The following is a 13,357-nucleotide window of genomic DNA, read 5'->3' on the forward strand; positions in this document are numbered from 1 at the left end:
TTTTTCAGGTATTTTTTTGAGCAAAAGGGATTTTGGATATTGACAGCCGTTCCGGCATCTGCTACAATATCGGCAATCAAAACGAAAGGGTAAGGGGCAAAGCCATGGTCTATCTATCTGACAGCAAGGCCATCATGAACCAGCAGCAACAGCTTATTGTCAATCCGGACAATGGGCTTTTTGGAATGCGTTCATGACAGTTCCCTACCTCAATAGGCATGAACAAAACGGTCGAAAGCCCATGAAGGGTTTTCGGCCTTTTTTCATGCGCGGACCCGCATATGGAAGTTTGCCGTATGCGCCATGCGGACCGCGCGGCGAGTAGTGGAGAGGGATATCAGAGAGAAAGGATTATGATGCGATGACAGAGGCATCATACAGGTACAGCTATGTTCAGGAAGCGTCTATTGAAAAACGAAAGGCCCACATTCCCCAAAAGGGCTGTCATCACCGCAGGCATGCCCTACGGCAACAAGAACCTGCACTTTGGACATGTGGGCGGCATGTTCGTGCACGCCGATATTTTCGCCAGATTTCTGCGGGACAGAATCGGGAAGGAGAATGTCATCTTCCTCTCGGGGACGGACTGCTACGGCTCGCCCATTCAGGAGAGCTACCGGCAGCAGAAAGAAGCGGGATATGAGGGCCGGCTGGAAGATTATGTGGCCGCCAACCATGAGAGCCAGAAGAAGACATTGGAGGATTACGGAATCAGCCTGGACTTTTTCGGGGCATCGGCCCTGGGAGAGGCCGGCGAAATCCACAGGCAGATGTCCGCTGAGATTTTCCGCAGGCTTTACGAGAATGGCTATATTGAAAAGCTGTCCGTGCCGCAGTTCTATGACGAGGAGCTGGGGATATTCTTAAATGGACGCCAGGTGACAGGGAGGTGCCCCATTCCCGGCTGTACCTCGGACAAAGCGTATGCGGATGAATGTTCGCTTGGCCATCAGTTTCTGCCCTCAGAACTGATAAATCCCGTCAGCTGCCTGTCCGGCGGGAAGCCTGTGCTGCGGGAGGTGGAGAACTGGTATTTTGCGCTGGAGGACTGCATCGGCATGATGAAAGAATACAATGATTTTCTCCGAAAGAACACCCATACCAGGAAGTACCAGCTGGAGACCGTGGAGGAATTCCTGAAGAAGCCCATGCTGTATGTGCCGAAGAAATATGTGGAGAGCCTGGAGGAACTGTCGAAGCGCCTGCCGGTGCACCGCAGCGTGGACGGGGAAAGCAAGAACTCTTTCGTGTTCGAATTCGAGACCCTGGATGACCGGGATAAGGCAAAGGCCGTACTGGAGGGCATGGGGATTCATTACACTTCCGGGAAGACCCTGGTTCCGTTCCGGCTCTCCGGAAATGTGGAATGGGGCGTACCCTTTCCGGAGTGTGAGGATTTGAAGAATCTGACTTTCTGGGTGTGGCCGGAATCCCTGTGGGCGCCGATTTCTTTCACCAGGGCGTATCTGCGGCAGAGGGGGAGAGAGGAGGAGCTGGAGAAATGGTGGGGCGACGATGAGACGGAGGTGTACCAGTTCATCGGAGAGGACAATATCTATTTCTACGCCATTGCCCAGACGGGGCTGTTCACCGGGCTCCAGGCGCCCCGGGGGACGAAGCCCGATATGGAAAAGGTGCATCTGTCTACGATCATAGCGAACCGGCATCTGCTGTATCTGGACACAAAGGCCAGCAGCAGCTCTGCCATAAAGCCGCCCATGGCGGATGAGCTGTTGGATTACTATACGAAAGACCAGCTGCGCATGCATTTCATGAGCCTTGGACTGTCCTCGAAAAGTGTGGGATTCAGGCCCCAGGCGCTGATGAGGGAAGAGGAGCGCGTGGGGGTGGATATGGTGCTGAAGGACGGGAACCTGATTACGAATGTCTTCAACCGGCTGATTCGTTCCTGTTTCTATGCGGCCCAGAAGTATTACGGTGGGCGGATACCGACGGAGGAAGCGGCTGAGAGGATCCGGGAGATGGCCGAAAAGGCCGTGCTGGAGTATGAGCGGCATATGTACCATCAGGAATTCCACAGGATTTCCTATGTGCTGGACGACTTCATCCGGGAAGTGAACAAGCATTGGGTGAATCATATCAGGATTGCCGATTCCCATGGGGACGATGCCTTGAGGCGGCAGATTTTGGCGGACTGCTTCTATGCCTGCAAGGTCATGGCCGTGCTGGTGCATCCCATTGCGCCGGAGGGCTGCGAGAAGTTCCGGGAGTATATGGAAGGAGAGCATTCCATGGAAGGAGAGCATTCCATGGAAGGAGGGCATTCCATGGAAGGAGGACATTCCATGAGGATAGGGGAGGAGTTTTGGGACTGGGAGCATATCCTGGAGCCGATTTCCTATTACATCGGCGATTTGGAGCGGCATGAGCTGAAGACGCTGGAGCCCCGGGAGGACTTTTTCAAGAAGCATGAAAGCCAGTTTGGCCAGGAGGGCTGAGAGGGGAGTGAGCGATGGGAGCAGGCCTTAGAGGTGGTGGTTCCCGGGAATATTTTGAACGTATAATTGATTGTGGAATAGAGCGGGATAGGGTATAATGCTATTAGAGAGCGGCTCGTGACAGGCATACGGTCATTTTGATTGACGAGTATGATGTGCCGTTGGAAAACGCTTATTTCAGGGGTTTTTACGGAGAGATGGTGGATTTCATCCGCTCGCTGTTCGAGTCTGCGCTGAAGACCAATGACAATCTGCAATTTGCTGTGATTACAGGTTGTCTTCGTATCTCGAAGTCTTACGAAGGAAGACTTTTAGAGACTATTTTCACAGGGCTGAATCATCTGAAAATCATTTCAGTATTGGATCAGCAATATGGTGAGCATTTCGGATTCACAGAGACAGAAGTGCTGCAGATGATGGCATATTACGGTGTGGAGAACCGTTTTCCGACTATGAAAGAATGGTATGACGGATATACATTTGGCAATACGGAAGTCTACAATCCCTGGAGCGTGATCAATTGTACCAGGCCATGGAGGAGGGGATGCGGAAAAGATGGGAGAGATCTTAAGCGGCCAGCTGTTCTCCGCCATCAGCTTCTACGACAGCACGGAAGAAAAGCATTCCGAGGAAAATTTCTATCACGGATTCCTGGCGGGGATACTAAGCCAGAGCCATTCATAGAATGATTCATCCGCTGATTCACAAAATCCATCATGTACTGAATCGTAGACGTGATATTTCCGCAGAATCGGTTTATTGTCACGATTCGCTCGCTCCCTTTGTTGAATCCTGAGAATACCGAGCATTGAATCTCCGTCTTTTTCCCACTGTAATCGTCCAGGAACAAGACTGCTCCATTTAGCAGATAGCTTTCTTCATTATAGAAGCCCATGGATTGCAGCGCCTTCTCCTTGAGCTCCTTTCCATCATTGTGTTCTGCGTAAAAAGCGCGCAGCATGGAAAGCTTCGCCGAATCGTACGCAACATCCGAGACCAGAATGTCATACTGCGTGTTCTTGCTTTTCACGCTCATTTCTATGATTTCTTCATAGGTCGCGCCGTTGGTAAATCCATCTCTTCTCATGAAAATGGAGGGGATGTTTCTGTATTTCAGGATGACCGGCTTGACAGAGGATTCCGGAATCCTGACTCTGATGACAAAGCGCTCTCTGTCCTTTATGACATATCGGATGAAAGATACCTTCATCTGCGGCCTGGGAGTCAGATGTTCATTTCAAAATCACTTCAATATCAACTTCAAAGTTACTTCAAATAAGATTCAATTTACCTTGAAGTCTGTTTGAAGTATTCCACGGTGGACTGCCAAATATACTTTCCACTGGTGATCGCCTCTAATATGGGTTAGTAAACCACAAGTTGATATTTTCTGCATATTTTTAATTTGAGATACCTGGTAAATTCATTTCCTTTTGCCTATAATTATGGATACAGCGCTGAAAAACATAGACCGGAGGAAATCGTTATGATGGAATTGGAAAAAATAGCAAAGAGAATCGCGTCCCTGCGCAGGGAGCGGGGGTACACGGGAGAGGCGCTGGCAGAGCGGCTGCAGGTCAGCCCCCAGGCCGTGTCGAAATGGGAGAACGCGAAATGCCTGCCGGAGACGGCCATTCTTCCCGCTTTGGCGGAGGCGCTGGACTGCAGCATCGACAGCCTGCTGTGCCCCAGGGAGCTTTTCATTTTGGAGGCGGAGTATACGGACGGACAGACCCGGGTGCCCGTGACCCGCTGCCTGGACAATCTGGTCCGCGACAATGGGCTGGATATCTATGTGAATGCCGCATTTATCGGCGCTTCCATGGAAAGCGACCGCCTGAAGCTCCTGACGGTGAAGTTCCAGACGCCGGAGGGAGTGGGCTTCGCCTATGCCCTGCAGGACGAGAACCTGGTTCTGGACAGGAAGAGCACAGGATTTGCGCCGGACGGGGCGCTTCGGATTGTGGGCGCCTACTATGGGAACGAGAAAGAATATTCCTCTGCCATGCAGAAAATGGAGCATTATGAATATTTTAAATGGGACAGGATACCGGTGAACCATGAGGTATTCCCCAGCAGCATCGCAAGCGATGACACGGAATACCTGACGCTGGTGTATCTGAACGCGGAGGGAATCCATGTCATCAGCTGCCCGGAAAACGATACCATTTATTACGGGGACCATGGCACCCGGCTGCTGCTCCAGGATCGTTCCAAATGCATCCTGGAACAGATAAGGCGTCTGTCCTGGGAGAATGGGAAAGAAGGGATGGAATGCCCCTGGGCGGGCGCACTCCAGGCATCCCTTGCCTACATGGGGGAGCCTTACACCTATGAGCAGGTCATGGGAATGAGCGGCTCCTGTTATCGCATCTGCTTCACCGATGTCTGGGACTACAGCTGCACGGACGCCCTTGTGGCCTTTGACTATGCCACGCCGCTCTACAGCGCCATCGGCTATGATTTCCGCATGGTGGAAAGGCTGGAAAAACCGGAGAGGAAAGCGGAGCGCCAGGCCATCATGGAGGACATCCGCCAGGGGAAACCGGTGCTGGCAATCAATCTGCGGGTGGCCGCGGAATGGGGAATCATCACAGGATATGTGGACGAGGGCAACCGTTTTCTGTGCCGCACCTATTTCGACCAGGAAATCTTCGATGCCCTGGAGGGGAAGGGAAGTCAGGGTCAGGCAGATGGCCAGGGGCAGACAAAAGGACAGTTGCCGATGGACGGAAAGGCGCAGATGAATGTCCGGAATCAGATTGACAGCCAGATGCAGGCAGACCGGCGGATGGTCTTCGAGGAGAATAAGGGGTATCTTTTCAGCGATAACTGGCCGTTTCTCATCCTGCATTTTGGAGAAAAGGGAGAGCGGAAGCCGCAGATGGATATCCTGAAGACTTCCCTGGACACGCTGATTGCTCCTTTTGAGGCGGAAGCATGCCGCGGCTACCATCAGGGAAAGGATGCCTACAGGGCATGGATAGCCGGACTTTCCAGGGAGGAGGATTTCCGGCTGGCAGACGACAGGGAGAATGTCATGAGACGGCTGACCGTAAACGACGATATGCTGGACACCCTCATAGACGCCCGGTATGCGGCGGCAGCCTGGCTGCGGGAGAACCTTTCCGTCATTCCGGAGACAGGACGGGAGCGCCTGGCGAAGATGTCGGAGAACTTCCAGACAATCGCCGACGAACTGTCCGCGTTCCGGCGCAAGGCAGGCCATGCTTCCGGGTGCGAAATTACGTACAATACCGTAAAGGCCGCCGGTGTGTCCACACCTGCGCTGCGCAAAGAGCAGATCGGCCTGCTGGAAGCGGCGCTTGTCCGGGAGGAAGAGAACTGCAGGCTTGCGAAACTGGTTCTTGAAAGCATATAGAAGAGGATGACGTTATTACGCGAAATATCATACTGTACTTTGCGCCTGTTCCCAATGGCAATCTCAAAGGAGAGATTTTTGCAGAAATATTTGGAAAAGTCTGCTGGCAGCTTACCATTCCTGCAGAGGAATTATTTACAATGGAATTCGGATTGCAGAAAACGAGGGACGGTTTCTGCGATAAAAGTCTTCGCGGTTCAAAAGGAAAACCGCGAGGGAGTGCAGTATATCACTATATTTTGGAGGAAAGGCGGTTAAAGGTATGAGGAAAAATTGGAAAGGGTGGGCGGCCATATTAGGCGGAGCCATGCTGCTGTGCAGTCCGTTTGAAGCGTTGCCGGCAAGAGCGGCGGAGAATCAGCAGCAGGTGGTGCCGCAGGAAGCGCTCCAGGCGGCGACGGATGTGCATTGGAGCGAAATAGGACAGGCAGTTTTTACCAACCCGAATGCAGAGGCGTGTGCAATGACTGTATATTTGACGCTGCCGGACGGAAGGGCTTATCCCATTGGTGTCAGTGGCAGCCTGCCGGGGGGAGAAACGTGCATACTTGATCTTTATCATAATATGACCACCCCGGGGGATTATTCGTTTACAGTGACGCTGGAGGCAAACGGCACTTCGGTAGAATCCGTTTCCAGCGGCGCGTTTACCTACGCGGTGCCGGATAAAAAGCTTCCCGCTCCCATAGTGAACAGCGTGGCCCGAGAGGGGATTGTTGTCTTATCCCTGCCGGAGACAGACGGCGAGACTTATACGATTGGAACGGATTACGGCTTTTCCTACCGGCTGTTATGTAATGGAGTGCCAGATGGATTCACGAGAGGACAGAACGAAAACATATTGGATTTTAGGTCGCTGATGAGGCCGGGTAACGTATATTCCATACAGGTCCGTACAATAAGCAGGAATATAAACAAATATCAGGACAGCGACTGGTCCGAACCAATCCCGATCAATCCTCCGGAACAGCAGTCGGGCTCCGGGGATTCCGGACAGCCCGCTGCATGGGTGCCCACTCCTGAGGAAATGAAGCTGTATGACGCATGCGGCACAGATGAGGTCATCTATACGGAGAGTGCGGACAATGCTTATAATGTCACAATAGAGAATTCCATACAGGGTTTCCTGTGCTGGAGCTCCTTTGATACTGTACGCGGGGACTATACCATCGGAAGAACCTACAATATCTATCCGACCTATTTGGGAATGGTTTATAAAACGGAGAGCAAGGCGAAGATTACGCTGACGATTCCCGAATCCCTGCGGGCGAAGAACAGGTCGTTCCGGATGATTGTCGTTACGGAGGATGGAAAGGCTGCCGTATTGAACGATCTGGATTTCGATCCGAATACGATTACCTTTGAGACAGATACTTATTACGCTTTCGCGCTGGCATACAGAGACTAAGCGGCATCAAAGAAATAAAATGCATAACGGCCTTGTCTTCATCCGTGGATTTTGCCGGCGGTTGGAGCAGGCCGTTTTTGTGATGGTGCCCTGGCGGCGGTAAGGGCTGCATGGAGAATAATTAGAAAAATATTTTCACAAAAATTTGATTAATTTATTCAGGGGAGGTATAATACCAATATACATAAGATTATGAGGATACGGATTATGGAATATGAAGAGTTGAAGCTGCTGAAACAGAGTGGGAAAGGTACAGTGCATCTGATCTGCTCGGAGGGGAACAGGTATGTTCGGAAGGTTTTAGCCGGGTGCCATCCTGTCTATGAACTGTTGCGTGACAATCCTCATCCGGGCATACCGAAGCTGGAGGAAGTCGCCATCCTGGAGGATTCTACGGTGGTCATCGAAGAGTATGTGGAAGGGGAATCCATCAGTGCGGCAGATCTGTCGAAGAAGCAGTTCCGGCAGGTTGTCAGAGAGTTGTGCTCTGTTCTGGATTTCCTGCACGGAAAAGGAATTGTCCATCGCGATATCAAGCCATCCAATATCATTTTGGGCAAAGACGGACATGTGCGCCTGATAGATTTTGATGCCGCCCGGACAAGGAAAGAGGATAAGGAACAGGACACGAAACTGCTGGGCACCAGAGGATTTGCGCCGCCGGAGCAGTACGGTTTTTCGCAGACGGATGAACGGGCGGACATCTATGCCCTGGGAGTGACGCTGGAGAGGCTCCTGACAGAGGAGAACCAGAGGCCATATTATAAAAAGATTCTCCGGAAATGCATGAGTCTGGACCCTGATAAGCGGTATCAGTCAGTGCGGCAGCTGCAGCGGGCATTTTTCCCCGTAAGAAAGAACGTTTTTTGCGGTTGTGCCGTAATCTGCCTGATTGCCCTTGGGGGAATCTGCGCTGCGCGCCTGCCGGGCCTGCGGAATGAGGACCGGACAGTGGCAGACAACGGGGGGGCAGATCTCGTCGTTCTGCCGGCGCCGGAAAATCCCCATTGGGACGGTGAGACGGGAACCATGGTGTGGGACAATGTGCTGGAGTCGGGAACCAGGGATGAAGTTCGATATAACGTGAGGCTGTACAGGAAAGATACGGAAGCCGCGCCGGATCCGGATGACGGCGGCTGGGTTTCCGAACAGCTGGTCAGGGCAGGAGGCTCTTTCAGGAATATGGAAGTGATAGATTACAATATCACGACCGAATTGGAGAAAAATGGTTTTTATTATTTTGCGGTATCTGCTTTGGGGGACGAAATCCAGTATACGGACAGCCCATATGTAATATCCGATGCTTTTGAATACACGGGAGAATCTGCTCCGCCGCTGCCTGCTCCCACAGATCTTGCCTGGAGACTGTATGAAGTGGACGGCAAGCGGCAGTACTATGCTACATGGAGCAATCTTGACGATTATGAAGATAAAGACAGCTTTATGGTCATCTTTTACGATCAGACAGGCGCTTACGTGACGGATAACATCTGGACGAAAGAGACGATTGAAAAGTTCGGATACGGCGGAATCTATATCCGTACGGAATTTCTGGAGTTTGGGCCTGATAAATCGTATCGATTCACCGTACAGGCGTTCTCTTCGAGACCGAACGAATATAGCGCAAGCCCCATGCCGGATCCCCCTACAGAGGAGTATTTCAGCCCCTGGCTTCAATAGGACAGGGCGCATGCCGTATCCGCGGCTGAGCGGGAACAGAACGGTCCGCCACAGGGCTATTCTTCCGGAATCCCCAACACCTTGTGGCCCAGTTCAAAAAGCAGGTCATTGGTCTCCAGAATCGACTTATTCCGCTGCAAGGCGAACAGTATTATGGCATCGCGCCCATCCCTGGCGTACAGTTCCCGGTTTTTGGACAATTTCAATAAGGCCTGTGTCTCTTCGTCGGAAAGGCGCAGGCCAAAGGCAATGGCAATCAGCTTGTCCCGGGAGGGCATCTTCTCCCCGGAAAAAATCTGGTATACATATGCGCGGTTCAACAGGGAGCCGCGCACCACATCCGCTTTGCTGACTCCCTTTTTCGATAGCAGGATATTCAGATAGCCGGACAGGCTGTCGTGAATCAGGCTTTCCTGATTGCGTTTCAGATAGTCCTCAATGTCCGTCGCGGCTCTGATTTCATGCTTTAGCTCTTCGGTAGTTTTTTGCTCCATGCTGTATCTCGGTTCTTTCTTAATGGTATAATAAGTCCATATCCGTGACATAGAACGGCCGGACGGCCATCCATACCATGATTGCACTTTAATCATGGTATAGTGACATTATGTACTTGATTCTATTATATCAGCTTGTCGGTGATGGGGCAAGTTTGATTTGAATATATGGGTGAGCCAAATGTCTGCTGCCAGCAGACCGCAAATGCCCAAATAATTCATATTATTTATATGGACTGGCAAATTTCACCGCTTGTGAGTATATATTGAATCAGGCAATCGCCGTGCCGCTTAAGGGTGCATGGCGGGAAGCGTACAGAGGAGATTTTTTGAAAAAGCACAGAGAGATAAACTTAAGACAATTTCTGAAAGGGCTGATTTTTGTCCTGTTGCTGTCAATCGGTCTGAGGGTGTCGGTGCTGCTGCTGTACCCCTCCAACACTATCTTCCGCACCTGGCAGAGTTTTTACGCTCTGGATAAGGGAGAGATAGAACTGTTGGTGGTGGGCAACAGCCATGCATACTCGACTTTTGACACATCTGTCATTTCTCAGATGACGGGGATGGACAGCTATCTTCTGGCCACCAATTCCCAGAATGTGGTTCAGGCCTATTTCAATGTGAAAGAAGCGCTGCACTATCAGAAGCCGGAAACCATCATTCTGGAAGCGTTTGCGCTGGACAACAACAATAACTGGCGGTATGGCGAAACACCGGACCGGGACTGGAAGAAAGAGGCCAATATTGACGGGATGCGCCTCGGGCTGACAAAGCTGGAGGCGGTGGCGGAGCAGTACGAGAAAAGGAACTGGAGCTACGCGCTGTTTCCTATTGCCAGATGCCACGGCAATTGGACAGACATTGCGACGATTGGCTCGAACCTGAATTTCTATTTCAAAGGCATCCGGAACTACTCGTCTTTCCACCCCAGCCAGACATCCATGTCGGCGGAGACGGCAGCGCTGTATGCCCAGGCGGGCTATAACCCGGATGAATGGGTCATCTCCGGAACCAATGAGCTCCACTTCCATAAGCTGGTTCGGCTGTGCAGGGAGGAGGGGATTTCCTTTTACCTGGTCATGGCTCCCATGTATGATGTGTATATCCGTTCCATTAATTATGAAAGTTACACTGGCAAAATCGCGGCTCTTGCCGAGAGCGAGGGAGTCCTTTATCTGGACTGCAATCAGTATTATGAAGAGATTGGCCTGACTGCGGAGGATTTTGAGGATGCGTTTACCAGCTATCACCACCTGAACGGATCCGGCGCCGAAAAAGTGACCAGGTTCGTGATGGAGACGGTTTACGGGCAGGAAGAAGACTGATTCGAGAGGCGTTGTCATGCTGTTTAATTCTGTGGGGTTTTTGATTTTTTTCCCAATTGTTGTCCTGGTGTTCTTTTTAGTGCCCAGGCGGTTCCAATATCTGTGGCTGCTGGCGGCCAGCTACTATTTCTATATGAGCTGGAATCCCCAATATGTGCTATTGCTGTCGCTCTCGACAATAGCTACATGGGGCGGCGGGCTGTTCCTCTCCAGGGCCAGGCAGCAATCCGGCGCCAGGGCGGAACGTGCAGGGAAGTGGTGCGTGGCAGGATGCGTGGCGCTGAACCTGGGGATTCTGTTCTTTTTCAAGTATTTTACTTTTGTTACAGATAATATCGTCAAATTATTTTCGGTTTTCCGTATTTTTGTGAATCCGCCGGCCTTTGACGTGCTTTTGCCGGTGGGCATTTCTTTCTATACTTTCCAGGCGCTGGGCTATCTTTTCGATGTCAGCCGGGGGGAAGTCGCGGCTGAAAAAAATCTGCTGCGCTATGCCCTGTTCCTTTCGTTTTTCCCGCAGCTGGTGGCTGGCCCGATTGAGCGCAGCAAAAATCTCATGCGCCAGATGCATGAGCCGCATGCCTTTGATTTCCGGCGGGTAAAAGATGGGCTGCTCCTGATGGGCTGGGGCTTTTTCCAGAAGCTGGTCATTGCGGACCGCATCGCCATTCTGGTCAACGCTGTTTATGACGACTGTGTCAGTTATTCCGGTCTGCAGATTGGTCTGGCTACCGTCCTTTTCGCGTTCCAGATTTACTGTGACTTTGGAGGGTACTCCGATATCGCTGTGGGCGCGGCCCGGGTGATGGGCTTTGAGCTGACGAAGAATTTCAAGAGCCCGTACTATGCCGCCACGGTCAGCGAGTTCTGGCGCGGCTGGCATATCTCCCTGACCGCGTGGTTTCGGGATTATGTCTATATTCCGCTGGGAGGCAGCCGCTGCGGCAAGTGGAAGAAATGCCGCAACCTGCTTCTGACATTTGCCGTCAGCGGTCTCTGGCATGGGGCCGGGTGGAATTTCGTGGCGTGGGGAGGGCTCAACGGTCTGTATCAGGCGGCGGGGGAGCTGACCGGGGATTTCCGCGCCCGCCTGCGGGAAAGGCTGCGCATCCGTACGGACTGCGGCAGCTACCGTCTGCTGCAGGGATTGGTGACTTTTGCGCTGGTGGACTTTTCATGGCTTTTTTTCCGGGCCGACAGCTTCGCGGCTGCCCTGCGGATGCTCCGGCACGGTATTGCCAACGTTGGTCTTTTTGAATTCTTTAACCCGGATACGCTTCTTGGCATCGACACCATAGTTCTGTCTGAGAAAAATTTCTTCGTCCTGCTGTGCAGCCTTGTTCTTCTGATGGCGGTGGATTACATGAAAAAGAAGAAAGTGGACTTCAAGGGAGCGCTGGCGCGGCAGAATATCTGGTTCCGCTGGCTGGTGTACTATGGCCTGATTTTCGCCGTGCTGATTCTTGGCATCTATGGCCCGGAGTACGACGCGTCGACATTTATTTATTTCCAATTTTAGAATACCTATTTACTTTTTGGATGCCAGGTGATATAGTAAAGGCATCAAAAATGTGCACGTTAAACCTCCCGGGGGAATCCGACAGCATCCCCTTCGGGCACTAAGATAAGGGGGTGCCACGATGAGTCCCAGAGAAGTGAGAGGAACTATTTTCAACGTCCAGCCATTTTCCGTCTACGACGGCCCGGGCATCCGCACTACTGTGTTTTTCAAAGGCTGCAATCTCCGGTGTGTCTGGTGTCACAACCCGGAGTCCTATACATATGAGCCCCAGATACAGTTCCAGCCGGAAAAGTGTATCGGATGCGGGGCTTGTTTTGCTGTCTGTCCCAGAAAGGCACATGTCCTGGACGAAGGGGGCGTCCACAGAATCGACCGCAGGAACTGCACGGGCTGCGGAGCCTGCGCGGGGGAGTGTTTTGCGGGGGCGCTGGCTCTGACGGGCAGAAATGTCACTGCCGGAGAGCTTTTCTCCATGCTGGAGCAGGACAGGGACTATTTTGCCCGCTCAGGGGGAGGGGTCACCTTTTCCGGCGGAGAGTGCATGACCCAGCCGGAGTTCCTGAAAGCGCTCCTGACGCTGTGCAGGGAGGCGGGCATCCATACGGCAGTGGATACAGCCGGGTGCGTGCCCTCTGAGCGGTTCGAGGAAATCCTGCCCCTGGCGGACCTTTTCCTGTATGACGTGAAAGCGGCCCGGAGTGAGACCCACAGATGTCTGACGGGCGTGGGGAATGAACAGATTCTCGACAATCTCCGGATGCTGTCCGACCGGGGCGCCAGAATCATTGTGCGGATTCCATATGTTCCCGGGGAAGAGGGCGCACAAGGCGCACAGAGCGCAGGGAACGCTCTTGCCGGAAATGTCCATGAGATGCTGGAAATCGCGGAGATTCTGAAGCCCCTGCGGCTGGAGGCGGTGGAATTCCTGGCATACCATCGTTTGGGAGAGGGGAAGAGGGCTTCTCTGGACATGGAACTGAAAAAATTCGGGGTTCCCGCTCCGGATGCCGTCGAAGAGGTCTGCATGAAATTTTGTGAGATGGGTATTCCTGCCAGGTATTCCCGCTGAGGGGCACCGGACAGCTTC

General features: G+C 52.3%; 10 protein-coding genes and 1 pseudogene. 9 read left to right on the plus strand and 2 right to left on the minus strand.

Translation table 11 applies throughout. From position 1 onward, the window contains the following. Positions 1–32 precede the first annotated feature (32 nt). The 3 genes and pseudogenes from NFS35_RS05705 to NFS35_RS29615 all read left to right on the plus strand — a co-directional run. Positions 33–197, plus strand: coding sequence for a hypothetical protein (locus tag NFS35_RS05705; RefSeq protein ID WP_251206186.1), 165 nt, complete (start codon positions 33–35; stop codon positions 195–197). A 210-nt stretch (positions 198–407) separates the two neighbouring features. Next, positions 408–2,459, plus strand: a complete 2,052-nt coding sequence (locus NFS35_RS05710; protein ID WP_330640036.1) for a class I tRNA ligase family protein — start codon at positions 408–410, stop codon at positions 2,457–2,459. A gap of 122 nt (positions 2,460–2,581) precedes the next feature. Beyond that, positions 2,582–2,980 (plus strand): annotated as a pseudogene (locus NFS35_RS29615) (AAA family ATPase); the annotation flags it as partial. A gap of 71 nt (positions 2,981–3,051) precedes the next feature. Here NFS35_RS29615 and NFS35_RS05720 read toward each other — a convergent pair. Then, positions 3,052–3,669 carry a hypothetical protein gene (locus NFS35_RS05720; protein ID WP_251206188.1) on the minus strand — a complete coding sequence of 206 codons (618 nt, stop codon included), beginning with the start codon at positions 3,667–3,669 and terminating at the stop codon, positions 3,052–3,054. A gap of 276 nt (positions 3,670–3,945) precedes the next feature. On the opposite strand from NFS35_RS05720, the gene NFS35_RS05725 reads away from it, so the two are divergent. From NFS35_RS05725 to NFS35_RS05735, 3 genes are all read left to right on the plus strand, one after another. After that, complete coding sequence (locus tag NFS35_RS05725) at positions 3,946–5,841, plus strand: helix-turn-helix domain-containing protein (RefSeq protein WP_251206189.1); 1,896 nt, start codon at positions 3,946–3,948, stop codon at positions 5,839–5,841. 262 nt (positions 5,842–6,103) lie between these two features. Continuing rightward, complete coding sequence (locus NFS35_RS05730) at positions 6,104–7,249, plus strand: hypothetical protein (protein ID WP_251206190.1); 1,146 nt, start codon at positions 6,104–6,106, stop codon at positions 7,247–7,249. Positions 7,250–7,456: 207 nt separating this feature from the next. Beyond that, positions 7,457–8,929, plus strand: a complete 1,473-nt coding sequence (locus NFS35_RS05735) for a serine/threonine protein kinase (RefSeq protein WP_251206191.1) — start codon at positions 7,457–7,459, stop codon at positions 8,927–8,929. 56 nt (positions 8,930–8,985) lie between these two features. On the opposite strand, the gene NFS35_RS05740 is transcribed toward NFS35_RS05735, so the two are convergent. Next, positions 8,986–9,474 (minus strand): helix-turn-helix domain-containing protein, encoded by a 489-nt coding sequence (locus NFS35_RS05740; protein WP_251206192.1) that lies wholly within the window; start codon positions 9,472–9,474, stop codon positions 8,986–8,988. Positions 9,475–9,752: 278 nt separating this feature from the next. Between NFS35_RS05740 and NFS35_RS05745 the strand changes: the two genes are divergently transcribed. From NFS35_RS05745 to NFS35_RS05755, 3 genes are all read left to right on the plus strand, one after another. Further along, complete coding sequence (locus NFS35_RS05745) at positions 9,753–10,748, plus strand: SGNH/GDSL hydrolase family protein (protein WP_251206193.1); 996 nt, start codon at positions 9,753–9,755, stop codon at positions 10,746–10,748. A 16-nt stretch (positions 10,749–10,764) separates the two neighbouring features. Continuing rightward, positions 10,765–12,267, plus strand: coding sequence for an MBOAT family O-acyltransferase (locus NFS35_RS05750; RefSeq protein WP_251206194.1), 1,503 nt, complete (start codon positions 10,765–10,767; stop codon positions 12,265–12,267). A 121-nt stretch (positions 12,268–12,388) separates the two neighbouring features. Continuing rightward, positions 12,389–13,339, plus strand: a complete 951-nt coding sequence (locus tag NFS35_RS05755) for a glycyl-radical enzyme activating protein (protein WP_251206195.1) — start codon at positions 12,389–12,391, stop codon at positions 13,337–13,339. Positions 13,340–13,357: the final 18 nt, after the last annotated feature.

Origin of the sequence: Acetatifactor aquisgranensis (assembly GCF_943193215.1) — a bacterium.
Classification (GTDB): domain Bacteria; phylum Bacillota; class Clostridia; order Lachnospirales; family Lachnospiraceae; genus Acetatifactor; species Acetatifactor aquisgranensis.